The following is a 24,179-nucleotide window of genomic DNA, read 5'->3' as shown; positions in this document are numbered from 1 at the left end:
CGTGAGGTCGGACTCAAGCAACGTATCACGTCGATGATCGCTGGGGGCAAGCGGTCAGATTTCTCCACGTAAGAAGTTCGAAATGTTATCGATGTAGGTTACCAGCATCCTGATGGTCGGATCGTCCCGTTCGGGATCGAGTAGAAACTTGATCCCCAACCGGATGCGGTCAAGGTCCTTCCGGGCGCTGATGATCTGGCTGAGCAGGGTCAACGGCGTTTCGTCCTTGCTCAGGGCGAACTCCAGATGGAGTATCTGCCCAGGCTCGACAGAAGGCCAGGTCACTCCGGTGCTGCGGCTGACCATGAGCATGCATCCGCCGGAGCTCAGGTCGAGGATAACGCCGTCCACTGACACGTCGTCTATTGTGCCCTTGGCATCGAGGAACGTGTTCACGCGTTCGCTCTGGCGCAGGTTCAGGGACTCCACGGAGTGCGGATAAGAAAGAAAGATCAGCGGGCACGGCCGGACGACCTGACCCACAGCGTATGCCTTGAAACCAAAGACCCGTCCTCCCACGAGATAGCGGATGACAAGCCTGCCGCCGTTCATGAGCTTTTCGCGGATACCCGGAATGCCGGGCATCTGGATGATCAGGAACTCCTCCGGCTTTTGTCCGTAATATGCGCTCTTGAAACGCGCCTTCTCGCCCTCGAACTGGACAAGCATCTCGTGCCCAATGGGCAAATCCATTTTATCCCACCCCATGACGCCCCCCGGGTCATGTATGTTGCTCAAAATGACACCAAAGTAAAAAATATGGGTTTGTTTACACCGTATTGAGCCGTTCCCGCAACAAGGGAATGACCGCAAGTGAGGCAAGCATGAGCACGCCCTGGCAGATGAAGCCCATATCGAACTCGCCGTGGTGGCCGGCCCAGCCCAGCAAAGACGGGATGAGGCCGTTGCCGGTCAGGATAGCCACCGGGATGAGGCACGAGATGGCCATGCTGCGGATATCCGAGGGAAAAACCTGGGACAGTAGCGAAAAACCTGCCGGGAAGTACATCACCGAGAAAAACGCCTGGAGAATGACGGCCGCCACCAGGAAGCCGCCCTCTGCCGCGCCCAGGGAGAACGTGGCGGCGCTGCACGCGGCCAGGGACAGGGTTATGGTCGGCTTGGGGCCGATGCGATCGGATATCCAGCCGGCCAGAACCGCGCCCGCCGGGCCGGCGATGCGGGATATGGCGAGCAGCTCGTTGGCCCAGCTCTCGCTCAGGCCGCGTTCGTCCACCAGGTAGAGCGGCATCACGGAGTACGGCGCGAAGCTCGCGCCAACAGCCATGCAGAAGAGCAGGAGCAAGCCCCAGAATTGTCGTGCGCGGACAATGGAACGGATAAGTGCGAGATCCGGCGGCCGGCCCGTGACGTCGCCGCCGTGGCCCCTGAAGTGAAAGAGAACGCCGCCCGCAATGCTGGCGGAGCCCAGCAAGAGCAGCACCTCCCGCCAGTCCATGGAATCCAGCAGCAGGACGGCGAGCAGGGGGGCGATGAACAGGCTGAAGTTCGGCGCCAGCTCGTGCACGGAGAACGCCTTTCCGTAGTCTTTTTCCCGCACCAGCGAGGTGAGCGCGGCAACGCCCGAGGGCAGGTAGAGGCCACTGGTCACGCCAAAGGCGCAAAGGCCCAGGGCGAGCTCCAGGTAGGTGCGGGTAAAGGCGACGGCGATGAACGCGGCGCCGACGCCCAGGGCGGAGATGGTGATGATGGTGCGGTGGCGGATTCGCGTGGAGATGAAGCCCGAGGCGAACAGACTGGCGGCGTAGCCTATGGAGAACGCCAGGTAGAGCCTGCCGGCATGGCCGTGGTGGATGCCCAGCTCGCTTTCTATGCTCAGCATGAGCGGCGAGAAGATGACTCGCGTGAGGAAATTGATGAAAAACAGCGCGGTGATAAAGGCAAGCCACGGCAGGGCGCGGCGGAAATCGTAGGGGGCTTGGGCAACCATGGTCGGTGGTTTGTTGCTGGCAGGATGGACGCATTTGTAGCCGCACCACCGCCAAAAGAAAAGCGATTTCGGCGATGGAACGCTTTGTCCTGGAATCGGACCGGCACGGCCCGTCCCTGCCGCCGGCGAGGGGTACCGATGTTGCCGGGCATGGAACCGGCAAGTGGTGCAGGTGGGTGCGCTGGCCGAGTGGGGCTACTTCCGCACGAACAGGAATGCGCCCACGACGGCCGTGAACGGCGCTACGGTGACCAGGCCGAAGCTGCCCACGATAGTCTTGAGCACCTCGGCGGCCACGTAGATGAGGTTGAACATGTTGGCCAGCGGGATGCCCTGGGCCATGAAGGCCATCAGCAGAGTGATGAAGCCGCCGGAGTAGGCGAGGAGCAGGGTGGTGGTCATGGTGCCGACCACGGCGCGGCCTACGCGTATGCCGGACTTCAGCGCCTCGTAGCGGGAGATGTCCGGCTTCTTTTCCACAACCTCGTGCATGGAGGCGGCCACGTCCATGGCCAGGTCCATCACCGCGCCGGAGGCCGCGATGAAGACCGCGGCGATGTAGATCTTCGCCAGGTCCAGGTGGCCGAAGCCGGAGTAGAGCAGGGTTTCCGCAAAGGGCATCACGGCGCCGTGTACATGGAACTTGTAGGTGAAGTACCAGGCCATCAAACAGCTAGTGAGCACGCCGAGAAAGGCGCCGGCAAAGGCGGCCACGCCTTTGCGCGTGACACCGGCCACGAGAAAGATGACCACGGCCGTGAGCAGGGCGATGACGCCCAGCGAGAGCCAGATGGGGTCGTAGCCGTTGAGCATGCACGGCACCAGCCCTTTCCACAGCAGCAGCGCGGCAAAGACGAAGGAGAGCAGCGCCTTCAGACCTGTCCATCCGGCAAAGGCGATGAGCAGCACGGCGAAAAGCCCCAGCAACAGGAGCTCCAGTCCCAGGCGGTAGTGGTCCTGCGCGTTGACGAATATGATCGCGCCGTTCTGGTCTTCCGTGAGTACGACCAGGGCCGTGTCGCCCACCGTGTAAATCTTGTCCAGGTCCAGGCGTCCCAGAAGCTGGTTGGTGGAGGAGTGCGTCTCACCCTTGTGCTGCCCTTCCAGAATCTGGACCACGACCTCCTGGTGCCCTTTCTTGAGCATGCCGAGCTGTTGGACGTCGTCGTTGTTTACCTGGACGATCTTGCCGCGTACCCGGACGGCGTTGGTGGGCTGAGCGCCCTCGAAGCCGGTAGGGATGCAGTACAGAATGGCGGAGAGGATGGTGAAGACGATGACCAGGATGGTGTCGTAACGGGTGTGGCGCACAGTGGTGTTCTCGCAAGGCTCGTGGGAAGGTTGAAGAAAAAGGGGACGGGACATGTGCCCCGCCCCCATTCAGCCGCGATACGTACGAGCTAGTTCTGGGCCATGTGGACCTTGGAGTCCACGCCCATGACGGCCATGAGCTTCTTGGCCACGTCAGTGTTGTCGTAGTAGCCGTTGAAGCTGTCCTCGCCCACGCCCATGGCGGAGGTGCCGATCGGCACGGCGGTGTGGGAGTAGGAGGTCCAGGCAAGGCCGGCCTTGTTGTTCAGGATGTGCGTGATCTGCACGGTGAGGGGGTTGTACCCGCCGTACAGGAGGTACGTGGTGTCGTCTGCAGCGCGTTCCTTGTCGCCCAGCATGGCCTGCTTGAAGGCGTCCTGAAGCTGCACTTTCTGGTAGTCGGTCAGGACCATGGGGTCAGACTTGGGGTTGCCCTCGAACTTGAGGCCGAAGTTCTCGGTGATGACGGGCTTGATGCCGTCGAAGTCGCCCTTGTAGCTCTCCATCACGTCCTGATCGAACTTGGTGAAGGAGATCTTCTGGTTGCCGAGCACCTGGAAGTCGGAGTCGTACTTGGTGCCGGCAAAGCCGACGGTCAGACCGCCACACTCGTGGTCGCCGGTGGTCACGATGAGGACCTCGCCGGGGTGCTTCTCGGCAAAGGCCACGGCCTTCTGCACGGCCTCGTCAAAGGCCACGGTGTCCTTGATGGCGGCCACAGCGTCGTTGGCGTGGCAGGCCCAGTCGATCTTGCCGCCCTCAATCATGATGAAGAAGCCCTTGTCGTTGTCCAGGAGCTCGATGGCCTTCTCGGTGAACTCGGGCAGGGTGATGTCCTCGGCGCGGTTGTCCATGTCGTAGGGCAGGGCGCCGGAGTCCTGCAGCCAGTCATTGTAGGCCAGGACCTTGCCGGAGCCGGGCTTGAGGCCCATGAAGTCCTTCTTGGCGGTCACCACGGTGAAGCCGTTGTCCTTGGCTTTGGCAATAGCGTCGCCCAGGGTCTTGGCGTTGGGGTCCTTCTTGAGCACACGCTTGCCTGCGGGGTCCTTGAGGCCGCCGCCACCGAAAAAGTCGAAGTCGCTCTCGACCAGGGCGTGGTCGATGTTGTGATACATGGAGCGGCTCTTCACGTGGGAGTAGAAGGAAGCCGGGGTAGCGTGGTCGATGGAGACGCTGGAAATGATGCCGACCTTCATGCCGTTTTCCTTGGCGATCTCGGCAATGGTCTTCACGTTCTGCTGGTCGGGAGTCATGCCGATCATGCCGCAGTTTGTCTTCACGCCGGAAGCGATGGCCGTGCCGGCGGCGGCGGAGTCGGTGATGAAGCGGTCAGCGGCGTAGGTGGTGGTGATTCCCTGGGCCGGGAACTCGTCCATCACCAGGGTCTTGCCGGCGAACTGGGCGGTGGCGGCCTTTTGGGGCAGGCCCATGCCGTCGCCGATGAACAGGAACACATACTTGGCCGGCTTACCGTCGTAGAGACCGGTCTTGGCCAGGGCCGGCGCTGCGGTAAGCAGAACGAACGCGACAAAAAGCGCCGCGCTCTTCATGGTTTTACAACGAATGGTGCGCATCCCTCTTTCCTCCGTGCTGTTTGGCGAGTTGTACAAACATGTTGCGATCATGGCATGATCACAATTCGGTCTTCCTTTCGTGTTGAGTGCAGGAAGGCCGTGTCGAACATGTGGCAACATGTTTACAGCCTCGTGAAAACACGGGCATGAAGAAACAAATGTTCCACAATGCGCAAGGAGAACAGTATTTCGGATTGCAGCGGTGTACTACATAAAAAATAATCGGCGGGATGGCGTTTATTTTTCTGCGGAATCGTCCTCTGTGGCGTCTTCTTGCGGTGCAGATCCATCCCCGGTGCGTTGCTCTGAAGAACCGCCCGTTGCGTGTTCTTCCTCGGAAGCATCCTCGCCGTCCCCTTCGAAGGAGGTGATGGCGCGGACAATCTCCGGTCCGTCAGGAATGGCCGGCTCGTTTTCCAGAAGGATGGCGCGGAACTCTTCCTCGTAGATGAGCAGCATGACCATGGCGAAGCCGATGATGAGCGGGCCGTACAGCAGGCCGGCAAGGCCGAACACCTGGATGCCGCCGATGATGGCGAGGAAGATGTAGAAGGGCGACAGGCCGCCCTCGCCGCGCATGAGGTAGGGCCGGATGAAGTTGTCGATGGAGCCGACCACCACGGCGCACCAGATGGCGAAGAACAACGCGGACTGGAGATGGCCGATAAGCAGCAGGTAGATTGTGATGGGCACCCAGATAAGCGCTGTGCCGACCACGGGGATGAGCGAGCTGAAGGCGATCATGGTGCCCCAGAACACGGCCGGAACCCCCACGAAGACCAGCCCGATGCCGGCGGCGATGCCCTGCAGCAGGGCCGTGACCAGGGAGCCCATGAGCACGGACCGCGCCACGGCGCGGATCTTGGTGAAGATGCGGTCCTCCTGGTCCTCGCGCAGGGGGGAGAGGTGCTTGATGGCCTTGACGATGCTCTCGCCGTCGCGCACCAGGTAGAACGCGACGAAGATCATGATCATGAACCGCACCACGAGGCTGGCGAAGTTGCCCACGACCTCGTAGCCCTGCTTGAGGAATTGCTCGGAGATGCGCTGGGTCAGCGAAAGCAGCCCGCTCTGGAAATCTATGGAGCGCAGATCCAGGAAGGATACGTGGATGTCCACCCAGCCGAGCGCTCTGTCGATGATGGAGCGGTCCAGGAGCTTGTCCACGTCGCCGCTGTCGATCCATGTGCGCATGGTGGAGGCGAAGTCGAGCCCCTGGCTGACCATGGCCGTGCCCACCAGGAACAGGGGCAGGATGATGACCAGGGAAAGCAGCACGACCGTGGCCAGGGCGGCCACGTTTTTGCGGCCGTTCAGCTTGCGCAGCAGCCACGTGTGCACGGATTGGGACAGCGCGGCCAGGATGGTGGCGAAAATGATGGTGGACAGGAACGGCCGGAGGATGGTGAAAGCAAGATACAGCGCGAAGACGAGAATGACGAGCAGGAACGGCCGTGTTCCCCGGGCAAAGAAGTTTCCCAGACTATTGCTGCTGTTGTTTGCGTCCTGCCCGGGAGTCGGCGTCTCTTTTTTTGGTGTGTCCATACCCTTCCATCCGTGTTGTCGTGTATTACCTTAGATAGGGCCCACGGCAGGAGGCCCTGGGATATCGGCGAATTGCAGTGAACGAAATCGGCTTTACTACAGGGAGAGCCACGTGAGCAAGAAGCGTATCAACTTCAGTCTTGGCGGTTGCAAGCAATGTGAGGCCTGCGTGTCCATCGCGCCGGACTGTTTCGAGATCGACGAGAATACTGGCATGCCGTTTCTCAAGAAGGAATGCGCGGACGAGGATGTCGTGCGCGAGCTCTGCGCCTACTGTCCCGAGGACTGTATCGAGATGGAGGACATGGAGGAGGAGTAGCGCCCGGCCCCTTGTGCCCTTGAACTATAAAAGCCGCGGTCCCGAAAAGTCTGGGAGCCGCGGCTTTTTTCATTGTGGACAGGACTGGGGCTACTTGAGCTCCTCACCCACCTTGCCGACAAGCTTTTCGGAAGGGGTGAGGGTCTTCTCGCCCGGGGTCCATTTGGCCGGGCAGGCCTCGGCCGGGTGGTCCTGCAGATAGATGCTGGCATCCAGCTTGCGCACCAGCTCGTCGGCGTTGCGGCCCACGTTCTGGAAGGTGATCTCGGTGCCCACGAGGATGCCCTCGGGGTTGATGATGAACGTGCCGCGCTGGGCCACGCCGCTTTCGCAATCGTACACGCCGAAGTAGCGGGAGACCACGCCGGTGTGGTCGGCGGCCATTTTGTACTTCACGTCCTTCAGCAGCACCTCGTCGTTCTTCCAGGCCAGATGGGTGAACTTGGTGTCCGTGGAGACGGAGAGCACCTCGCAGTTCTTGGCCTTGAGCTCGGAGTGCTTTGCGGCCAGGTCGGCCAGCTCTGTGGGGCAAACAAAGGTGAAGTCCGCCGGATAGAAAAAGAGGATGACCCACTTTTTCTGGTCCTTGAGGGCTTCCAGGGATACTTCGCCAAAGCCGCCTTCCTCGGGATCGAAGACTTCCATGGTGAAGTCTTTGACTGGCTTGCCGATGACGGCGTGTTCAACAGGATGAAAATGCGGATGATCGTGGTGGTATCCAGTGTCACAGCTCATAAGTCAATCTCCTATAGATAGCTACAATAGATAACAAAAAGAGTGCCTTACAGTTCAAGGCACAAGGACTATCGTATAGGACTACCGCAGTGGTGCCACTGCGTCAAGACGGTATGCTCATTTACACCGATTACTTTGAGCGGGCGACTCTGGCCGCGACAACCGTTTTGCCAACACGTAGCACCCAATGCGATGCGGAAAAGCAAAGGCCACACGAGCTTGTTGTTTCTGGGACGGGTTCGTCATGAACAATCACAGGACCGCGAAGAAGAGGAGCTGTTCTCCTGCTTCGACTGGGAATACAGCGAATTGCGGGATGGAGACGACTACTGAATCGTACTCGATACGCCAGTGTGGATGTGACTGAAGCGGCAGAGAGAGACGAGTTGCCCCTCACACAACGATACTATCCGTCCCATTGGTGGAAGGATATGCGATCGAGGCTGCTCAATACTGCCACTTGTTTTTGGCGTAGCGGAAGATTTCCGTGATGCGTGTGGAGTCCACTTCCTGGAACGTGCCGCTCTTGGCCGCCTCGGCCGTGGACCCTTCGGAGCGGAACAGCTTCTCCTCGTAGCGCATCACGCCGATGAAGGGTGTGTGCTCGTACTCCGAGGGTTTGACCAGGGTTTCCAGGGAGCTGGGCTCAGACTGCATGTACTGGGCGACGTAGAGGTTGCCTTCCTGGGTGACCTTGACGTGCTCCCGGGTGCCTTTCACATAGCTCCGGTTGTTCTTGGCCAGCCATTCCAGCGCGAAATGTTTGAACTGCTCCAGGGCCTTGGCGGCCTTGGGGTTGGCAAGCACGGTGGGGTCGGTCTCCAGCCGGCCGCCTGGACGGGCGTACGCGGCGGAAGGTTTCTTGGTAGCCGGCTTGGGCTGTGGCGCCATGGCCACCTGCTTCTGCTCGGCTGGGGCGGGCTTTTGCGCGACCTCAGGTTGCTTGGTGACCGGCTTCTTCACCACTTCGGGCGCCTTCTCCACCGGCTTGGGCTGCGCCTGGGGTTTGGCTTCGGCGAGCTCCTTGCGGCGTAACGCCTCCAGACGCTGGGCCTCCGCCTTCTTCTTGAGCTCCTCGGCCTTGCGCTGCTGCTCGGCAATGCGTTGGGCCGCGGCTTCCTCTTCCTTACGCTTTTCCTCGGCCAGACGCTTGGCCTCTTCTTCCTTGCGCTTCTGCTCGGCCAGGCGTTTGGCTTCCGCCGCCTTGCGCTCGCGCTCCTGCATGGCCTTGCGTTCCCGGGCTATGCGCCGCGCTTCCTTGGCGGCGGCGACCCGTGTCGCAAGGTCGTCCACGGCTTCCTCGTCGAACGGAGCCGTATCTATGCTGTAAGGCCACCCCTCGATGGCGGCCCCGGGCTCGCGTACGAGATCTGGCGGAAGGGCGGCCAGGGATTTGGGAGAAAGCAGTTCTTCCAGGGACGTGTCCACCTGGTAGGGATTGGGCTCCTGGAAAAGCTCGGATTCAAAGGGAACGATGGATTGGTACTCATCCGCCGAGGCGGTCGCGCCGGATGCGAAAGGGGCGACGGCCCGGTCGGCCTTGACCTCGGGCACGGCCCTAGCGTGTTCGTACACGGCAAGGGGGGAGGGAGTGGTTGTGGCCTTGTCTGGTGCAGCCAAGGCAATACCGGCTTTGGCGCCGCCGACAGGCTTTCCCCCGGAAAAGCTCGAAGAGGAAGAGGGGGCTGGAGAGTCCTGAGCGCGAACCCCGCAGGGGGCGAGCAAAAGGGCGATGAAAAGTAAACAGCGGGTAAGGCATAGGGTCCGGGTCATGAACGTCTCCAACCTCTTCCAAAAAAGAATCCCAGCGGCGCAACTTGGGCGCCGCTGGGATGTTACGCTGTTTTACTCAGCTAGGGAAGCACGCGGATCTCCACGCGGCGGTTCAGGCGACGGCCTTCGCGAGTGGAGTTGTCGTACTTGGGCTGCAGCTCGCCATAACCAACGGTGGTGAGCTTCATGGGATCGACACCCTGGCCAACCAGGTATTCCTTAACGGACGCCGCGCGGCGCTCGGACAGGCCCTGGTTGTACTGCTCGGTACCGATGTTACAGGTGTGACCAGCCAGCTCGTAGTTGCAGTCGTTCTCCTTGATGATCTGAGCAGCCTCGTCGAGGATGGGCTTCATGTCATCGCGGATGAAGGAACGGTCAAAGTCGAACTGGATGGAGCGGAACATGATGACTTCGCTGTCACACACGTTCACGAGGTCGTACAGGGCGCACTTGAGGAAGTCCTCGAGGGCCACGTCGTCTTCCATCAGCTTGAAGCCGTCCACAACGCCGCAGGAGCAGTCGTTCAGGGCAGCGATGGACTCCAGGATCTCCTTGCCGTAGTCGTCCTCGGCAAAGGAAATCACGTGGAAGCACACGTTGGGGTAGCTGTTGTAGATGGCGGTGGCTTCGGCGACAGGATCAACGCCCTTGTTGTGGCGACCGTCGGAAAGCATGATGATGGCGGTCTTGCCGGAGAGGTTGTCCAGAACGGGGCGAAGTTCGGAGATGCCGGGGCCCATGGGGGTCAGGCGGCCGAAGATCGGGTAGTCGGTCTGGATTTTCTCGATGGCGGAGCTCATGGCCGACTTGTCATAGGGGCCCATGGCCAGCATCTCGGCAAACGGAGCGAACGTATGCAGAGAAGCGTTGTAGCCGAGCTCGGGAGTCATCTCATTGATGCGCGCCAGAACCTTCTTGGACATGGCGATCTTCACTTGCTTGTAAGCTTCGTGATGCATGGCCATGGAACCAGAGTAGTCCTGGAACAGGATGAAGTTGTCGACCTTGGGAACCTTTTTCCACTTTGCTTCAGCCGGCACGGCCATGAAGGTCACGGCCAGGAGCAGAAGCATGATACGGACAAACGATTTCTTAATCATTCCTTAACCTCCGAAGATATCAACGGTTTCTGGATCAGTCCCCACCTCCGCCCCGAACGTCTGGTGGCGAAGGAGACAGCACGCGCCCACTGCGTGTACGTCTTTTCTACAACATTGATTAATTTTTTGTAAACTGAAAAATAAAAAAATTGGCACTTATTTTGTTTCGATCATTGCAGAAACTCTTACTCTTACCCTCTTAGAAGTTTTGGCGCAAGGGGGTCTTCGGTTTTTGTCGTTCACTTTCACATATCTTTCACCGTTTTCACTCCGAAAATTGGATGCAACGCCGTGGAAAGGACAACCGGACCGGCAGAGAGATACGGAGCTTTGGCGCCGTCTTGGGACGCGAGTAGCGATACGATGCAATCCTGGTGCGGATCGCGGAGCGTATTACCAGCGGGTGCAAAGAAAAAAGCCCCGATGCGGCAGGCCAGCGGCGCAGCGCAACGGGGCTTTTCATACCGGGTAGGTAATATTCCGACCCGGCGTCAGTGATTTCTTACGACACGGCTTCGCGCGGCGCCCGGAGCGCCTCGGCAAGGCCCTCGTCCAGGGTGGGGTGGGCGAAAACGTAGCGGTCCAGGCGGTCCACGGTGATCTTCTCCCGCACCAGGACCTCGGCCAGGGTGACCAGATGGGAAACGCCGTGGCCCAGGGCCGAGATCCCGGCGAGCGTTCCGTTGATCCAGATTGCCTTCACAAAGCCGTAGCCTGCGGACTGCGCCTGGGCGTACGGGTTGGCCGCCAGCTGGAAGCGCGAGACCTCCACCGTGCCGCCGGCCTCCACGGCCATGGCCTCGGTAAGCCCGGCGCGCATCACCTCGTGGCTGCCGTACACGCAGGCCGGGATGACGCCACCGGCGTAGGGCTGCTCTTCACGGCCGGCGATGCGCCGCACCACGTAGTGGCCCTGATGCGTAGCCGCGTGGGCCAGCAGGGCGATGCCGTTGACGTCGCCCACGGCGTAGATGTTCTTCGCGGCGTTCAGGTTCTCGTCGGTTTTCACGAAACCGCGGGAATCGAGCTCGCATCCCACGGCCTCCAGGCCGATGCCGGCGGAGTTGGGCTTGCGGCCCACGGCCACCAGGGCCTTGTCCGCCTCGATGGTCTCGCCGGACTCCATGGTCAGTACGGCGCGGCCGTCCATGGTCTTCAGCGAGGCCACGCGTTCACCGATGCGCAGCGCCCATTTGTCCCGTTTCAGCAGCTTGGCCAGCCCGCCGCCGATCTCCGTGTCCTCGTAAGGCAGCAGGTGGTCCATGGCCTCCACCAGGGTGATGGACGCGCCCAGACGGGAGAAGACCTCGCCCATCTCAATACCGATGGCGCCGCCGCCCACGATGACCAGGCTCTCCGGCGGCGTCTCCAGATCGAGGATCTGCTGCGGGTCGAGCACGGCATCGCCGTCCGGCGCAATGGCCGGAAAGCTGGCCGATCCGGCGCCGGTGGCCACGATGGCGTCTTTATATTGTATGGAGGTCACGCCACCCTCGGCGTCTTCAACCTCCAGAACACCCGGCGCGGTAAAGCGGCCGGAGCCCTGCACCAGGGTGACGCCCGCCTTCTTCAGCCGCTGGGTCATGGCCTTGTGCGTGCCGGCAATGAGCTTGCGTTTGCGGTTCTGCAGCGCAGGCAGGGAGACGCGCACGGATTCCGGATCGTACTCGATGAGCTTGAGCTTGGCGTGGTCCGCCAGCGAAGCCAGCGGTGCGCTGGCTCCGAGGAAAAGCTTGGTGGGAATGCAGCCCCAGTTGAGGCAGGTTCCGCCCAGGTTCTCGCGCTCCACGAGCACGGTCTCGATACCCAGGGCAGCGGCCTCCAGGGCGGCGTCGAACCCGCCCGGACCTGCGCCCACCACGACAAGTGCGCAGTCTATGGCGTCGGACATGGCTACGCCTTCCCGGCGAGATCTTCCGTGAGCACCATGCCGCGCGCGGCCTTGGTCTCGTCCAGCCGCTCCACAGGCAGAAGCACCGGCGCAGCGGTCACAGAGTCGGGATCGGACTCGGCCCGCGTGAGGATCTCGATGAGGTCGTCGGCAAAGGCGTCCAGGGTCTCCATGCTCTCGGTCTCGGTGGGCTCCACCATGATGCATTCCTTGACGATGAGCGGGAAGTAGACCGTGGGGGCGTGGTGGCCCTTGTCCAGCAGCGCCTTGGCGATGTCCAGGGCGTGGACGCCGTTCTTGGCCTGACTGGCGGCCGAGGCCACGAACTCGTGCATGCAGATGCGATCAAAAGGAATTTCCAGAACACCTTCCAACCGCTTGCGCAGGTAGTTGGCGTTGAGCACGGCGTACTCGGACACGCGCTCCAGCCCTTCGCGGCCCAGGCGCAGCATGTAGGCGTATGCCTTGAGCACCACGCCGAAGTTGCCGTACAGCGGCGCGATGTAGCCGATGGAGTCGGGGTAGTCGTAGCGCAGGTGATAGCCGTCGTCCTCTTTGACCACGCGGGAGATGGGCAACAGGTCCACGAGACGTTCGGAAACGCCGACCGGGCCGGAGCCGGGACCGCCGCCGCCGTGGGGCGTGCCGAAGGTCTTGTGCAGGTTGAGGTGGACCACGTCGAAGCCCACATCGCCCACGCGCAGCTTGCCGAGGATAGCGTTGAGGTTGGCGCCGTCGTAGTAGAGCAGGGCGTCCTTCTCGCGCAGGAGCTTGACGATCTCCTCCAGGTGCGGCTCGAACAGGCCCAGGGTGTTGGGGCAGGTCATCATCAGGGCCGCGACCTCGTCGTCCAGCACCTCGGCCAGGGCCTCGGGAGAGATGACGCCGTCCTTGGACTCGACGTTGACGACCTTGTAGCCGGCCAGAGCGGCCGAGGCCGGGTTGGTGCCGTGTGCGGAGTCCGGACAGATGACCTTGGTCTTCTTGTTGCCCTGCTTCTTATGGTAGGCGGCGATGAGCAGCGCGCCGGTGAGCTCGCCGTGCGCGCCGGCCATGGGGTGCAGGGTGTAGGCGGACATGCCGGTGATCTCGCAGAGCAGGGCTTCGGTCTCGTGCATGACCTTGAGCGAGCCCTGGACCCACTCCCGCGTGCCCTCGAGCTGGGCCAGGATCGGATGGAGGCCGGCAAAGCCCGCCATGGCGGCCACTTCCTCGGTGAACTTGGGATTGTACTTCATGGTGCACGATCCCAGGGGGTAGAAGTTGGAGTCCACCCCGAAGTTGCGGCCGGAAAGCTCGGTGAAGTGGCGGACCACGTCGAGCTCGGAGAGCTCGGGCAGGCCGGGCGCCTCGGGGCGCAGCAGCGCCTCGGGCAGCATCCTGTCGGCGGTTTCCACGGGACGCCTGGGCAGGCAGCCGGTGCGGCCGGGAACGGATTTTTCGAAAACTGTCTTCATATCGCTTCCTTTACAGAGCTTCCTTGAGGCCGGCGGCGAGACGGTCGATCTGCTCGGCGGTGTTCTTGTCCGTGGTCGCAACGAGGAGGGCGTTTTCCAGTCCCTTGTAGTAGCGGCCCAGCGGGAATCCGGCGGCCACGCCTTGCTGGGCCAGGGCGGCCACGACCTTGTCGGCAGGCAGCGGCAGGGTGATGGCGAACTCGTTGCCGTATGGCGCGTCGTTCAACATCTCCACGCCGTGGACGGCGGTGAGCCGCGCCTGGGCGTAGCGCGCAAGCTCCATGGAGAGTACCGCCTGGCGGCGCAGCCCCACCGGCCCCAGCATGCACATCTGGACGTGGGCCATGAGCGCGCAGAGCGCCTGGTTGGAGCAGATGTTGGATGTGGCCTTGGCGCGGCGGATGTGCTGCTCCCGCGCCTGCAGGGTGAGCACATAGCCGGTGCGGCCCTGCTTGTCCTCGGTGCGGCCGGCGATGCGGCCCGGCAGCTGGCGCACCAGAGCCTTGGTGCAGGTCATCAGGCCCAGGTAGGGACCGCCGAAGGAGAGCGGCAGGCCCAGGGACTGGCCCTCGCCCACCACGATGTCCGCGCCCATGGAGCCCGGCGTCTTGAGCACCGAGGCCAGCACCGGGTAGACCGACATGATGGTCAGGGCCTTGTTTTCCCTGGCCACGGCGGCCAGGTCGGAGAAATCCTCCACCACGCCGAAGAAGTTGGGGTTCTGCACCACCACGGCGGCGGTGTCCTTGTCTATGGCCGCGGCCAGGGCGGCCTTGTCCGAGGTCCCGTTGGCGTGGGGCACAATGACGGCCTCGATGTCCAGGCTGGAGGTCATGGTGTCCAGCATGCGGCGGTAGATGGGACTCAGAGCCTCGTCGATGATGATCTTCGAGCGTTTGGTCTTGCGGATGGCCATCATGCACGCCTCGAAGATGGCGGTGCCGCCGTCGTATGCCGAAGCGTTGGCGCAATCCATTTCAAAGAGCCGGCAGATGGCTGTCTGGAACTCGAAGATGGCCTGGAGCGTGCCCTGCGATGCCTCGGCCTGGTACGGCGTGTAGGCGGTGTAGAACTCGCTGCGGGAGACGAGGGCGCGGACGGCGCGCGGCTGGAAATGGTCGTAGAAGCCGGCGCCCAGGAAGGAGGCCTTGCCGGTCTCGTTCATATCCGCGATGGCGGAGAGCTTATTCAGGACGGCGTCCTCGGAGAGGCCCTCCGGGAGATCGAAGCTCTTGGGCCGCATGGAGGCGGGGATGTTCTCGAAGAGCGCCTCCATGGAGTCGACGCCCACGACGTCGAGCATGCGGCGGACCTGGTCGGTGGTATGCGGAATGTAGGGCATGGCGCACTTGGGGGTGATAAGTTTTCGCCCCGGCCCGCCTGTACGGCAGTGCCGGGGCGATTTGGAAAAGAGCGGTATGGGTCCGGGCAGCCGGAAGGCTACTCGGTTTCCGACTCAACGAGGTCGGCGTATTCGGAAGGGGAGAGGAGGTCGTCGAGGTCGCCCGACGGACGGATGCGGATGAGCCATCCTTCGCCGTAGGGATCCTCGTTGACGAGTTCGGGAGAGCTTTCGAGATCCTCGTTGATCTCGAGGACGTCGCCGTCCACCGGCGCGTAGATTTCGCTGGCGGCCTTGACGGATTCGATGGTGCCCATCTCCTCGCCGGCCTCGATGGTGTCGCCAGGTGCAGGCAGCTCGATAAAGGTCAGGTCGCCAAGCTGTTCCTGCGCGAAATGGGTGATGCCGATGAGGGCGGTTTCGCCTTCCTGCTTCAGCCATTCATGAGTGCGGGTATACAGCAGATCGTCGGGAATCATCTGGTCCTCTTGTTCCTTGGTGAAGCGTTTCAGGAATATGGTTCGAACATTCCGGCCAACCTATGCCGGCATGTTCAAATGTTCAAAACCCCGAACCGCATGGTACCGGCCCAGGGAAATAACGGAACGGCTGAGGCAAGGCCCACCCGTGTCCGGTATCTGTGTCTGTCTACGCGCGTTCCTCGAGCGTCAGGCCCAAGGATTCGATCTCATCGAGCAAGAGCTGCTTGCGCAGCGGTTTAACGATATACGACGTGGCGTCGCCCAGGAAGAACGCATCGTGCACTTCCTTGGAGTCGTCGAGGCCGGTGATCATGATGATCTTGGCTTCCTCGCCAGCCTTCACGTCGAACTCTTTTTCGATCTCGCGGATCTCGCGCAGGGCCTGCTGACCATCCATGTTGGGCATGAGAATGTCAAGGCAGACCAGGTCGTAACCGGCGCCTTCCTTCAGTGCGGTGCGGAATGCGTCCACACCTTCCTCGCCGTCCACGGCGATGTCGCAATACCCATACTTGTGCAATATTTTCTGCAACAGCTTGCGGCTGTCAAAATCATCGTCAACGATGAGAAATTTCATTGATTCCTCCGCAAATGGGGAACAGGATCCCCTGTTTGTGAGCGAGGCGATACTAACCCCGGAATCGGAGAAAGGTCAATTCTGCGATCCTCAAGTAATTCGGAATACTCTGCATAATTGTCCGATAAAGCGCAAAGTCGGCCGGGGTTCTCCTTGCATAGGTATGGACTGATCGGCTAAAAAAGATCGCTTGTTCGCCATCACGTTTCGGCGGCCGTAACCATCTACCAATATGACCACCATGTTGAATCAATTCGATTTGTTGTCGAGCATCCTGCCATCCATGGCGCACGTCCAGGCGAACACCCGCACCGGATGGGAGGCGTGGCCGTTCTCCGGCTTCGGCACGTTGGGTTTCTGGGGGGTGTTGACCAAGATCCTGTTCGTAGGGGCTATCTTCCTGGGCATATGCTATCTCCTGCGCTATCTGTTCAAACCGGGCGGGCCTTTGCGCGGCGACGACTGGGAGACGATCGAGGAGGCCGATGCGCGCCGCAGGAAAGAGAGCGAGGGCTCGGACAAATCGGACGACAACTCTTCGGGCGCATCGTGAGCTTCAATACACATCCGGCGCCTCAGAACGCGGCTTCCGGTGGCTTGCTGGCCGAGCACAAATCGCGGTTCCGGGCATACACGGAACGCTATCTGGCCGACCCCGACGTGCAGGATCATCGGCCCATCGCCCTGAAGATCGAGCACACCCTGCAGGTGCTGGGCAACGCCTCGCGCATTCTGGACGCGCCTTCCCCGCTGGACGCCTGGGGCGACATCCCGCAAGGCGGCGTCGGCGGCCTGGGCTATCCACAGCTGGCGCGGCTTGCCGCGCTGTACCACGACGTGGGCCGGTTTGAGCAGTACCGCCGCTACAACACGTTTCACGACAAGAAGTCCGAGAACCACGCCCGGCTCGGCGTGCGGGCGCTACGACAGAGCGATCTGCTGGACGGCCTGGAGGACGAGGCTCGGCGCTTCGTGCAGACAGCGGTGATGCTCCACAACCGGCGCTTTCTGCCCCGGGGCATTGCCGCGGATGTGGGCTACGTGACTCGCGTGGTGCGAGACGCTGACAAGGTGGATATCATGCGGGTGATGGTGGACCACTTCACGGCGCCGGATCCGGCCGATCCCGTGGTGACCCTGCATGTGAAGGAGCATCCCACCAACTACACGCCGGAGCTGTACGAGGCGGTGCTGGCCGGGAGCTCGGGCGACTACACGGACATGCGCTGGACCAACGATTTCAAGCTGCTCATCCTGGGCTGGATATTCCAGCTCAACTTCCGGGCCAGTCTGGACATGGTGCGTGAGCGGAGCCTGGCGCGGCGTCTGCTGGAGAATCTGCCGGACACGCCGAAGATGCGCAGGCTGGACGGCATCATCGACACGGCGTTGGCTCCGGAAACGCCGGCCGCCGGGGAGAGCGTTCCGGAGTAGCCGGTTTGTCGCTTTGGTTCGGATGGTGGCGCAAAAAAAGGCCGCCCAGAGGGCGGCCGTGAATATGCCGGAAGGTGCGCGGGCTTTGCGCACCGTGCGAATATGGGGAGAGAATGCCGGCGCCGCTCAGGCGCGTTCGCTGATAAGCTTGCCGCTGAGCTGTTCCAGCGCGTCCGCGGCCGTTTCAAAGATGAACGGCTCGATGGTTCTTTCTCCCGGATGCACCGCAAAGGGCAGTGCCCGCCCCATATGCTGAGTGGATTTCCAGGAGGCGTACTGCGCGCGGACGGTTTTGGAGATGTCGGTGTTCGAGAAACGTTCCGCGGAGAGGATGATGTCCCAAGCTGATTGCATCGAGAAAGACATGGCAGACTCCGTGCGCATACGCGCGTTTGGTGAGACGACGTACCTATACAGACATAGCTAGTTGAAAGATACGTGGCGGATACCCATTGGTCAAGCCGCCTTTATGGGATTTATAATGGAACGAGCACTGCTGGACGAGATCAAGCCGTTTTATGTGATGGATGTTCTGGAACGCGCCAAGGCCATGGAGCGCGACGGCATGGACGTGGTGCACCTGGAGGTGGGGGAGCCGGACTTCGACATGCCGGAGCCGGTGAGGCAGGCGGCCATCAAAGCCCTGAACGAGGGCCATACGCACTACACCCACTCTCTGGGCATGATCGAGCTGCGCGAGGCCATAGCCGCCGACTATGCGAAACGCTACGGCGTCACCGTTGATCCGGAGCATATTGTGGTGACCAATGGCACCTCGCCGGCCATCTTTCTCACCTTTGCCGCGCTGCTGGAGAAGGGGGACGAGGTCATCGTCTCCGATCCGCACTACGCCTGCTACCCCAACTTCATCCGTCTGGCCGGGGGCGAGCCGCGGCTGGTGCCCACGCTGGAGGAGGACGGCTTCCAGTTCCGGGCGGCGGCCATCCGCAAGGCCGTGACCGAGAAGACCCGCGCCGTGTTCCTCAACTCGCCGTCCAACCCGGTGGGCACGCTGCTGCCGCCGGAGCGGATGAAAAACGTGGCCGACATCGGCCTGCCCGTGGTCTCGGACGAGATCTACCACGGCCTGGTCTACGGCGGGCAGCGCGACCACACGGTGCTGGAGTTCACGAAAAATTGCTTCGTGCTCAACGGCTTTTCCAAGCTCTACGCCATGACCGGTCTGCGGCTCGGCTACCTCATCGCGCCGGAGGTGCACACCCGCGACCTCCAGAAGCTTTGCCAGAACATGTTCATCTCGCCGAACTCCGTGTCCCAGTGGGCGGGCATCGCCGCGCTCACCCAATGCGAGGAGGATGTGGAGCAGATGAAGGCCATCTACGACGAACGCCGGCAATACATGGTGGCGCGGCTGCGCGACATCGGCCTCGGCATTGCCGTGGAGCCGTTCGGCGCGTTTTACGTTTTTGCAAACGCCAAGAAGTTCGGCAGCGACTCCTATGCCCTGGCCTTCGACATTCTGGAGCATGCGCATGTGGGCGTTACCCCGGGCACGGACTTTGGCCAGGGCGGCGAAGGGTTCATCCGTTTCTCCTATGCCAACTCCCTGGAGAACATCGAACGCGGGCTGGACCGCGTGGAGCGCTACCTGAAAACCAGAATGGGCTGACCATGAGCGACGAGTATGCCGGCGTGGCGCGATTGTACGCCTCCTTTCTCGATCCGGTGCTGAGCCGGACCCGACGGACTGCGCGCGAGGCGCTGGACCGGGTGAAAGCGGCAAGCGTGGTGGACATCTGCTGCGGTACCGGGGCGTTGTGCCGCGATCTGGCAGCCGAAGGTTATGAGGTCACCGGCGTGGACTACTCGGACGCCATGCTGGGCGAGGCCGCACGGCGGGCGAAGCGTTCACGGGATATTCGCTACTTTCGCGCGGATGCGCGGCAATTGCCCTTTGAAGACGGCGCCTACGACGCCGGCGTGCTCAGCCTGTGCCTGCACGAGAACGCGCCGGAGGACCGCTCCGCGCTGCTGGCCGAGGCGGCGCGGGTGGCCAAGACCCTGGTAGTAGTGGACTACTCCCACACTCGCGGCGCATTGGGCGTGCTGGCGCACGTTCCGGAGCGCATGGCCGGATCGCGGCACTATGCCGCCTTCCGCCACTTCATCGCCCATGGCGCGCTGGAAGAGTTGCTGCGGACAGCAGGCTTTGCCGTGCTTCACAAGGAGGTCTGCCTGCTGGGCGCGGGCATGTGCGCCCTGGTCCTCCCGGAGCGCCGCCGCAAAGGCGCGCGGACCGCGGACAGGGGCTGACCCTTTTCCCGTCCTGACGCAGCGTTTATCAAAGCTCCGAACGCTGCGATCCTTCCCAATCAGTTTCATTATGAATGCGCCGTCAGGCGCGTCTCCTCGGTGTGTGCGTCCTGTCCTGGCTGCAGCCACGGCGATTGACAAGCCATTGTCACCGAAAGCCCACCATTGCGCCGCATTTTATACAGTATTTATGTATATGTTCGGCGGATGACCGGACAGCCTCCATGGGCTGGGCACGGCCGGCGCGCTGTTTTCATACGCCCGGCGCCAGCACCGGAGACGGAATGGTGATGGGCAGTTGCGCGAGAATTGGCACGGTCTATGAAGTATCTCTGGAAAATCATTCGCGCAGAGTCGGCGTTTTTCAATGGAAGAATGGGCGTAAACCCCGGAAAATAGAATGAAACACTTTACGACAATGCGCGAGTGGGGTAAAAAATAGGCCGTGTGTTGAATTTCATTTTTGTAAATACGTAGTGCCAATTTTGTTTATTTACGTAAGAATCACGTAGTTGTCACACGATTTACACACTGCCAGGGTATTATGGCAATTATGGTGTGTATGTCTTTGGAACAAAAGGAGCAAAGAAGTGATGAGCAAGACACGAATTACGTTCTATATGTCGATGGACACCATTGAGAAAGCCAAGAACGCTGCCTACTGGACTCCGGGCATGACCCTGTCCAGCCTGGCCGAAAGCGCTCTGGCCCAGCACATCGAAGAGCTCGAAGTCCAGCGCTCGGAGCCGTTTCCCCGCCGCGAAGGTGAGCTCGCCAAAGGTCGTCCCGCCAAGTAGAGCCGTATTGCGACGTGCCGCTGCCCTGCAGTTGTCTTTGCGGGCGGCGGTTCGTCTTTCTCGAGAATGCTCTTCCGCCCCCTGACGGTTTCAGCCTCGCCTCACCCGAAGGTAGCCTATCCTGGGTACCCCCTCCGGGCGAAACTCGCCTTCCTGGCCACAGCCCAGAACGATCTCAAAAAGATCGAATGAATGGGATAGCTTCTAGCGCGGAGCCAGCAGCGGCTTGAACAATGCGGCGCAGTCCGGCGCAACGATGTCCGCGCCGCTGGCGCTGAGCGCATCGAGGGTGCTGCGTCCGCTGGCCACGCCGCCGGATCGCGTGCCCGCCGCTCTGGCCGTCTCCATGTCCATGGGGTGGTCGCCGACCATGAGCGTTGCCCGCGAGTCCACGCCCATGCGCCGAATCGCGTCCAGCAGATGGGCCGGGTGGGGCTTGGGCCGCGGCACGTCGTCCCGCGTGAGCACCACCTCCAGGTGCTCGTCCACGTCCGGAAAAACCGTGCGCACAGCCTTGCTGCAGTTGCGGGTAATGATGCCGCAGGCAAGGCCACGTTTTCTGAGATCGTCCAGCAGCGGCCGGGTGAAGGGGAAGAGGATGCCCCGGGCCGCGCTTTCCACCTCCATGGTCTCGATGGCGGCGAGGGCGCTTTCCGTAAGCGCCGCGCCGGAGCCGACCGCCAGGGTCTCGGCCTCCGCAGCCAGCGTTGCGAGCCATTCCAGCACGGGCGTACTGCCCGGCGCGGGTTCCGCAGACAGAAAGGGCGCCGCCGTGCGCGCCACCAGTCGCCGCATCTCGGCAAAGTCCAGAATCAGCTCGGCCAGCGTGCCGTCGAAATCAAAGACCACGGCCTCCAGACCGCTCAGGACCGCATGGGGCTTCAGGAGGGGCGTGGGTTCGTAGTGCATGGGAGCAGGGAGGAACCGGGCCGGCCTACAGGCCTTCTTCCGGGTTTATCTTCATGTCCGGCGTGATCACCGTGGGCGGAATGTCCTTGGGCAGCGCGGGCGGCGTCACATTGGGCAGCGTGGGCAGGGTTTCGGTCCCCGGTTTGTCGAAAGTGGGTTCCGGCGGTTCCACCTGTTCCACGGCGGAAAAGGTCTCCTCCTCCGTCTTCTGCGCCGTCACGGCATCCTGCCAGCTGAAGATGGTGGTGGAAGGGTAGAACGCCGACCAGGCGAACCACATGACGTCGAAGCCGTCGATCAGGGCGAGGCGGTTGTTTTCCAGCCGGCCCTCCACGGCCAGGCCGTCCGGCTGCCAGCGTGTGCCGGTCTCCACATCAAAGTAGCTGCCGTCGCGATAGACAAAATGGAGCTGGTAGTTGCCCACCCGGCGGTCGAACAGACGCGGGGCATCGAGATCCTCATCCCAGAGAGAGACTATGGGGGTGACGCCGGCGTCGAAGTTGGCGGCCTTGGGCTGTTTGAGCGATTGCCGGACAATGGCCACGCTCAGGTCGTCCAGGTGCAGGCCCAGGACGCGCGCCTTGGGCTCCAGCCTGTCGTCCTGGTGCAGTAGCGGGTGCAGTATCCGCTGGTCCTGGTAGTATGAATCGTCCCGGCGGTAGGAGCCGTAGGGGTCCGTGCCGTAGGAGCGCCTGTAGCCGGTGGCGCGGGAAAGGACCTTGGCGTCTGGGTAGCGTTTTCTGGCGCGGCCCCAGGTGGTCCAGACCAGGGGGAAGGATTCCAGGGTCGTGCCCTTGAGCGGCCCGTCGAAGGCCATGCCCAGAAGCTGCGACCACATGCTGTTGGTGGAGTAGTCGAAGAGTATGCTGTTGGCGTTGAGCAGCGTGCCCATGGAGCCGAAAGGCGTGCTGAACCCGGCCACCTCGCCCGAGTAGCCGCGTACGCAGCCCGTGATGGGAGAGTAGGTGATGGATCGCCGGCGGGCGTTCTTGCCCGAGCCCAGCACCTCGTTGACCACCACGTGCCAGACCAGGACGCGCCGCGGGTAGATGCGGGGCTGGCCGTCCGGGTTGCCGTAGTCCAGTACGAAGACGCTCTCGCCGTCGTCCATGGCCAGGGCGGCGTCCTGCACTGAGATGTACTGCGGTCTGTTGATGGGCGGGATGTTGTTTCGGCCAAGGCCGGTTTCAAAGATACTGTTGCGCAGCTCCTCGAAGTAGGCGTCATCCGGGCCGGCCTTTTCCGCTTCTGCTGCGGAAGACGGCAGGAGTCCCGAGGCGTTCTGTGCGCGAACGGGCATTGCCCAGGCGCAGAGCAACGCCAAGCAGAAGAGGGCCGCGGCCAGGAAGGTTGGGCGTGTATGCATACGAGTGTCCATGCGTCATTTATCGGCAAACTGCGTGGATACTCTAGCCATTTCAACCCGATTCCTGCAACCGGGGCATGGCCGGCAGCCCGGTTACGCTTCCACGGGCGCGAGCTTTTTGCGCAGCAGTCTGGAGAGGATGGCCACGACCACCAGCGAGAATATCAGCCTGCCCCAGAAGGTTCCGGCCATGTGCGCGCCCAACAGGCTCATCACGAGCGTATCCTCGATGAGTGCGTGGGAGAGCGCCATCAGCGTCATGGCGCTGAACAGGTCCATACGGCTTACCGTGCCGGAGCGACTTTCGTGGATGATGAGCCCGCCGCCGTAAGTGATGCCCAGGGTGAGGCCAATGACGGTGATGGTGGCCGCATTGCTGCTGATGCCCATGATCTTGAGGAAGGGGCGCAGCACAAAATTGAAAAGATCGGTGATGCGCAGCGCCTTGAGCACCTGCATAAGGACCATGAGGCCGAAGATGATGAAGAAGAGGCTGATGAGTCCCTTGGCCTGGCCCCAGGCCCAGAGAAGGAGGGTGGGCGCTTCGGCCGGCGGGTCCCAGAGCAGGCGGCTGGGCTCCTGGAATACGCCGAAGCCGGAGAATACCAGGTGCAGGATGAAGCCCAGGAGGATGGCGCAGCCAACGCGGACTATGATCTGGCTTTTGGCGCTCACGCCGCATTGCTGGGCGATGCGCGTCTCCAGGAGCAGGTTGTGCGCCACAAGCATCATGGTGGCCAGAACCGTGATCTGCGCAACGTTGAGCGACAGCGCGCCCAGCGAAACGTAGACGGCCATGGCGCTGTAGAGGTTCACGAACATGGCCGTGACCCAGACGAGCCCTGTTTCCGCAGGCAGCCCTACGAGCTTCATCACCGGCGTGAGCGGCCAGGCCAGGTAGCCCAGCACGTTGAGCTCGGAAAGGATTTTAACGAGGATGATGATGGGGATCATCACCTTATAGAGGTCAAGAACCACCTTCACGGTGTCGCGCAGGAGCCCGCCGATCGCGTTCAGAGCGGCGCGCAGAAAAGAGGGGGAAGTTGCTGTATTTGTCATGGTGCGGGAGTTCGTCGTTGTTATGGAAAGCGACGGAGTGTACCGATTGTCGGATGCGCTGCAAAGCGTTTTTCATGGTTCGGGATTGAGAATAGAGCAACGCCTGAAGCATCGCATCGGCTTTATGAGCAACAGCGGATATAACGCGGCTTTGGTTGCAGTGCGGGAACAGCACACCGCGAACGCGCAATCTCTCTCTATATTATGGATGCGCCATGAGGCGCGTGGTCTGGCAAAGGGCGGGAAGCCGAAAAGTCTTGAAAAAGTCTAGACTGACTGG

Annotated in this window: 24 protein-coding genes; 7 read left to right on the top strand and 17 right to left on the bottom strand. The window is 61.8% G+C overall.

Annotation, left to right across the window (positions count from 1 at the left end; all coding sequences use genetic code 11):
• Positions 1-54: 54 nt before the first annotated feature.
• From E8L03_RS06145 to E8L03_RS06125, 5 genes are all read right to left on the bottom strand, one after another.
• Positions 55-693: a flagellar brake protein gene (locus tag E8L03_RS06145; protein ID WP_167512489.1), complete on the bottom strand. Its 639-nt coding sequence runs from the start codon at positions 691-693 to the stop codon at positions 55-57.
• A gap of 76 nt (positions 694-769) precedes the next feature.
• Positions 770-1,951 carry an MFS transporter gene (locus E8L03_RS06140; RefSeq protein ID WP_144305737.1) on the bottom strand — a complete coding sequence of 394 codons (1,182 nt, stop codon included), beginning with the start codon at positions 1,949-1,951 and terminating at the stop codon, positions 770-772.
• Positions 1,952-2,146: 195 nt separating this feature from the next.
• Entirely contained in the window at positions 2,147-3,316 is a 1,170-nt protein-coding gene (locus tag E8L03_RS06135) for a YibE/F family protein (protein ID WP_171266846.1), read from the bottom strand.
• A 35-nt stretch (positions 3,317-3,351) separates the two neighbouring features.
• Positions 3,352-4,836, bottom strand: coding sequence for an alkaline phosphatase (locus E8L03_RS06130; protein ID WP_171266845.1), 1,485 nt, complete (start codon positions 4,834-4,836; stop codon positions 3,352-3,354).
• A 237-nt stretch (positions 4,837-5,073) separates the two neighbouring features.
• Positions 5,074-6,381, bottom strand: coding sequence for an AI-2E family transporter (locus E8L03_RS06125; protein WP_171266844.1), 1,308 nt, complete (start codon positions 6,379-6,381; stop codon positions 5,074-5,076).
• A gap of 112 nt (positions 6,382-6,493) precedes the next feature.
• On the opposite strand from E8L03_RS06125, the gene E8L03_RS06120 reads away from it, so the two are divergent.
• Positions 6,494-6,700 (top strand): ferredoxin, encoded by a 207-nt coding sequence (locus E8L03_RS06120; RefSeq protein WP_167512490.1) that lies wholly within the window; start codon positions 6,494-6,496, stop codon positions 6,698-6,700.
• Positions 6,701-6,790: 90 nt separating this feature from the next.
• Here the strand turns inward: E8L03_RS06120 and E8L03_RS06115 are convergent, their stop codons facing one another.
• From E8L03_RS06115 to E8L03_RS06080, 8 genes are all read right to left on the bottom strand, one after another.
• Positions 6,791-7,435: a peroxiredoxin gene (locus E8L03_RS06115; protein WP_144305742.1), complete on the bottom strand. Its 645-nt coding sequence runs from the start codon at positions 7,433-7,435 to the stop codon at positions 6,791-6,793.
• Positions 7,436-7,882: 447 nt separating this feature from the next.
• On the bottom strand, positions 7,883-9,055 hold the full coding sequence (locus E8L03_RS06110) for a hypothetical protein (RefSeq protein ID WP_171266843.1): 1,173 nt from the start codon (positions 9,053-9,055) through the stop codon (positions 7,883-7,885).
• A 233-nt stretch (positions 9,056-9,288) separates the two neighbouring features.
• Positions 9,289-10,311 (bottom strand): OmpA family protein, encoded by a 1,023-nt coding sequence (locus E8L03_RS06105; protein ID WP_144305744.1) that lies wholly within the window; start codon positions 10,309-10,311, stop codon positions 9,289-9,291.
• Between the two features lie 502 nt (positions 10,312-10,813).
• Positions 10,814-12,202, bottom strand: coding sequence for a dihydrolipoyl dehydrogenase family protein (locus E8L03_RS06100; RefSeq protein ID WP_244963681.1), 1,389 nt, complete (start codon positions 12,200-12,202; stop codon positions 10,814-10,816).
• Between the two features lie 2 nt (positions 12,203-12,204).
• Positions 12,205-13,659, bottom strand: a complete 1,455-nt coding sequence (gene gcvPB, locus E8L03_RS06095) for an aminomethyl-transferring glycine dehydrogenase subunit GcvPB (RefSeq protein WP_171266842.1) — start codon at positions 13,657-13,659, stop codon at positions 12,205-12,207.
• Positions 13,660-13,669: 10 nt separating this feature from the next.
• On the bottom strand, positions 13,670-15,001 hold the full coding sequence (gcvPA, locus tag E8L03_RS06090; RefSeq protein WP_144305746.1) for an aminomethyl-transferring glycine dehydrogenase subunit GcvPA: 1,332 nt from the start codon (positions 14,999-15,001) through the stop codon (positions 13,670-13,672).
• Positions 15,002-15,099: 98 nt separating this feature from the next.
• Positions 15,100-15,480, bottom strand: coding sequence for a glycine cleavage system protein GcvH (gcvH, locus tag E8L03_RS06085; RefSeq protein ID WP_171266841.1), 381 nt, complete (start codon positions 15,478-15,480; stop codon positions 15,100-15,102).
• Between the two features lie 169 nt (positions 15,481-15,649).
• A complete protein-coding gene (locus E8L03_RS06080) occupies positions 15,650-16,060 on the bottom strand; it encodes a response regulator (protein WP_144305747.1) in 411 nt (136 codons plus the stop codon).
• Positions 16,061-16,292: 232 nt separating this feature from the next.
• On the opposite strand from E8L03_RS06080, the gene E8L03_RS06075 reads away from it, so the two are divergent.
• Both E8L03_RS06075 and E8L03_RS06070 read left to right on the top strand, forming a co-directional pair.
• Positions 16,293-16,613: a hypothetical protein gene (locus E8L03_RS06075; RefSeq protein WP_171266840.1), complete on the top strand. Its 321-nt coding sequence runs from the start codon at positions 16,293-16,295 to the stop codon at positions 16,611-16,613.
• Complete coding sequence (locus E8L03_RS06070) at positions 16,610-17,494, top strand: HD domain-containing protein (protein ID WP_171266839.1); 885 nt, start codon at positions 16,610-16,612, stop codon at positions 17,492-17,494. The genes E8L03_RS06075 and E8L03_RS06070 overlap by 4 nt, the downstream gene beginning before the upstream one ends.
• Positions 17,495-17,620: 126 nt before the next feature.
• Here the strand turns inward: E8L03_RS06070 and E8L03_RS06065 are convergent, their stop codons facing one another.
• Positions 17,621-17,860 carry a hypothetical protein gene (locus tag E8L03_RS06065; protein ID WP_144305749.1) on the bottom strand — a complete coding sequence of 80 codons (240 nt, stop codon included), beginning with the start codon at positions 17,858-17,860 and terminating at the stop codon, positions 17,621-17,623.
• Positions 17,861-17,975: 115 nt separating this feature from the next.
• Here E8L03_RS06065 and E8L03_RS06060 point away from each other — a divergent pair, with 115 nt between their 5' ends.
• The 3 genes from E8L03_RS06060 to E8L03_RS06050 all read left to right on the top strand — a co-directional run bounded on the left by E8L03_RS06060 (position 17,976) and on the right by E8L03_RS06050 (position 20,565).
• Positions 17,976-19,124, top strand: coding sequence for a pyridoxal phosphate-dependent aminotransferase (locus tag E8L03_RS06060; RefSeq protein ID WP_244963679.1), 1,149 nt, complete (start codon positions 17,976-17,978; stop codon positions 19,122-19,124).
• A 2-nt stretch (positions 19,125-19,126) separates the two neighbouring features.
• Positions 19,127-19,768: a class I SAM-dependent methyltransferase gene (locus tag E8L03_RS06055; RefSeq protein WP_171266837.1), complete on the top strand. Its 642-nt coding sequence runs from the start codon at positions 19,127-19,129 to the stop codon at positions 19,766-19,768.
• Between the two features lie 593 nt (positions 19,769-20,361).
• Entirely contained in the window at positions 20,362-20,565 is a 204-nt protein-coding gene (locus tag E8L03_RS06050; RefSeq protein WP_144305752.1) for a hypothetical protein, read from the top strand.
• 204 nt (positions 20,566-20,769) lie between these two features.
• Here E8L03_RS06050 and E8L03_RS06045 read toward each other — a convergent pair whose 3' ends face one another.
• From E8L03_RS06045 to E8L03_RS06035, 3 genes are all read right to left on the bottom strand, one after another.
• The gene (locus E8L03_RS06045; protein ID WP_171266836.1) at positions 20,770-21,474 is read right to left on the bottom strand and encodes an HAD family hydrolase; all 705 of its coding nucleotides are present in this window, start codon (positions 21,472-21,474) and stop codon (positions 20,770-20,772) included.
• Positions 21,475-21,499: 25 nt separating this feature from the next.
• The gene (locus tag E8L03_RS06040; RefSeq protein WP_171266835.1) at positions 21,500-22,840 is read right to left on the bottom strand and encodes a DUF3179 domain-containing protein; all 1,341 of its coding nucleotides are present in this window, start codon (positions 22,838-22,840) and stop codon (positions 21,500-21,502) included.
• Between the two features lie 93 nt (positions 22,841-22,933).
• A complete protein-coding gene (locus E8L03_RS06035) occupies positions 22,934-23,899 on the bottom strand; it encodes a nucleoside recognition domain-containing protein (protein WP_244963678.1) in 966 nt (321 codons plus the stop codon).
• Here E8L03_RS06035 and E8L03_RS06030 point away from each other — a divergent pair.
• Complete coding sequence (locus tag E8L03_RS06030) at positions 23,898-24,170, top strand: hypothetical protein (protein WP_144305755.1); 273 nt, start codon at positions 23,898-23,900, stop codon at positions 24,168-24,170. The two genes, E8L03_RS06035 and E8L03_RS06030, sit on opposite strands and share 2 nt — an antisense overlap.
• Positions 24,171-24,179: the final 9 nt, after the last annotated feature.

Source organism: Oceanidesulfovibrio marinus (assembly GCF_013085545.1).
Lineage (GTDB): Bacteria > Desulfobacterota > Desulfovibrionia > Desulfovibrionales > Desulfovibrionaceae > Oceanidesulfovibrio > Oceanidesulfovibrio marinus.
Note: the sequence above shows the minus strand (reverse complement) of the source record. Positions and strands in the feature narration are given on the sequence as shown.

Excerpts from the sequence above, each read along its gene's own strand:
- E8L03_RS06135 (WP_171266846.1), bottom strand. The coding sequence starts at position 3,316 with ATGTCCCGTCCCCTTTTTCTTCAACCTTCCCACGAGCCTTGCGAGAAC.
- E8L03_RS06065 (WP_144305749.1), bottom strand. The coding sequence starts at position 17,860 with ATGTCTTTCTCGATGCAATCAGCTTGGGACATCATCCTCTCCGCGGAA.
- E8L03_RS06035 (WP_244963678.1), bottom strand. The coding sequence starts at position 23,899 with ATGACAAATACAGCAACTTCCCCCTCTTTTCTGCGCGCCGCTCTGAAC.
- E8L03_RS06055 (WP_171266837.1), top strand. The coding sequence starts at position 19,127 with ATGAGCGACGAGTATGCCGGCGTGGCGCGATTGTACGCCTCCTTTCTC.
- gcvPB (WP_171266842.1), bottom strand. The coding sequence starts at position 13,659 with ATGAAGACAGTTTTCGAAAAATCCGTTCCCGGCCGCACCGGCTGCCTG.
- E8L03_RS06050 (WP_144305752.1), top strand. The coding sequence starts at position 20,362 with ATGAGCAAGACACGAATTACGTTCTATATGTCGATGGACACCATTGAG.
- E8L03_RS06115 (WP_144305742.1), bottom strand. The coding sequence starts at position 7,435 with ATGAGCTGTGACACTGGATACCACCACGATCATCCGCATTTTCATCCT.
- E8L03_RS06045 (WP_171266836.1), bottom strand. The coding sequence starts at position 21,474 with ATGCACTACGAACCCACGCCCCTCCTGAAGCCCCATGCGGTCCTGAGC.
- gcvPA (WP_144305746.1), bottom strand. The coding sequence starts at position 15,001 with ATGCCCTACATTCCGCATACCACCGACCAGGTCCGCCGCATGCTCGAC.
- E8L03_RS06130 (WP_171266845.1), bottom strand. The coding sequence starts at position 4,836 with ATGCGCACCATTCGTTGTAAAACCATGAAGAGCGCGGCGCTTTTTGTC.
- E8L03_RS06140 (WP_144305737.1), bottom strand. The coding sequence starts at position 1,951 with ATGGTTGCCCAAGCCCCCTACGATTTCCGCCGCGCCCTGCCGTGGCTT.
- E8L03_RS06125 (WP_171266844.1), bottom strand. The coding sequence starts at position 6,381 with ATGGACACACCAAAAAAAGAGACGCCGACTCCCGGGCAGGACGCAAAC.
- E8L03_RS06075 (WP_171266840.1), top strand. The coding sequence starts at position 16,293 with ATGACCACCATGTTGAATCAATTCGATTTGTTGTCGAGCATCCTGCCA.
- E8L03_RS06040 (WP_171266835.1), bottom strand. The coding sequence starts at position 22,840 with ATGCATACACGCCCAACCTTCCTGGCCGCGGCCCTCTTCTGCTTGGCG.
- E8L03_RS06060 (WP_244963679.1), top strand. The coding sequence starts at position 17,976 with ATGGAACGAGCACTGCTGGACGAGATCAAGCCGTTTTATGTGATGGAT.
- E8L03_RS06105 (WP_144305744.1), bottom strand. The coding sequence starts at position 10,311 with ATGATTAAGAAATCGTTTGTCCGTATCATGCTTCTGCTCCTGGCCGTG.
- E8L03_RS06100 (WP_244963681.1), bottom strand. The coding sequence starts at position 12,202 with ATGTCCGACGCCATAGACTGCGCACTTGTCGTGGTGGGCGCAGGTCCG.
- E8L03_RS06080 (WP_144305747.1), bottom strand. The coding sequence starts at position 16,060 with ATGAAATTTCTCATCGTTGACGATGATTTTGACAGCCGCAAGCTGTTG.
- E8L03_RS06145 (WP_167512489.1), bottom strand. The coding sequence starts at position 693 with ATGGATTTGCCCATTGGGCACGAGATGCTTGTCCAGTTCGAGGGCGAG.
- gcvH (WP_171266841.1), bottom strand. The coding sequence starts at position 15,480 with ATGATTCCCGACGATCTGCTGTATACCCGCACTCATGAATGGCTGAAG.
- E8L03_RS06030 (WP_144305755.1), top strand. The coding sequence starts at position 23,898 with ATGGTGCGGGAGTTCGTCGTTGTTATGGAAAGCGACGGAGTGTACCGA.